Source organism: Salinimicrobium oceani (genome assembly GCF_012037645.1).
Genome location: NZ_JAAVJR010001644.1, coordinates 1 through 284, shown reverse-complemented (window position 1 = coordinate 284; position 284 = coordinate 1). Strand labels below are relative to the sequence as shown.

Annotated in this window: 1 protein-coding gene; it reads left to right on the top strand. The window is 29.9% G+C overall.

What is annotated here, in order from left to right:
* Positions 1 to 122 precede the first annotated feature (122 nt).
* Positions 123 to 284: NAD-dependent epimerase/dehydratase family protein (locus tag HC175_RS23445; RefSeq protein ID WP_168140129.1), on the top strand; the 162-nt coding region annotated here is incomplete at its 3' end.

Below are 284 nucleotides of genomic sequence, written 5' to 3'. Positions count from 1 at the left end.
AGCAGTTGAGCTTTTGAAATATTAATGGTGGGGAAGTTTTCCCATATAGTAAAAAAAGTTTATAAATCATGAACAAGGGGGAAAACTTCTTTTCATATTTTGAATGTTTTAAAAAAGAAAGAATGAAAATACTTATAACGGGTGCCGCGGGTTTTATTGGTTACCATCTGACCTATAGGTTAATCAAAGAAGGATACGAGGTAATAGGTTTAGATAATATTAATGATTACTATGACCAAACTTTGAAATACGACAGATTAAAAGAAATTGGAATAGATGATTTA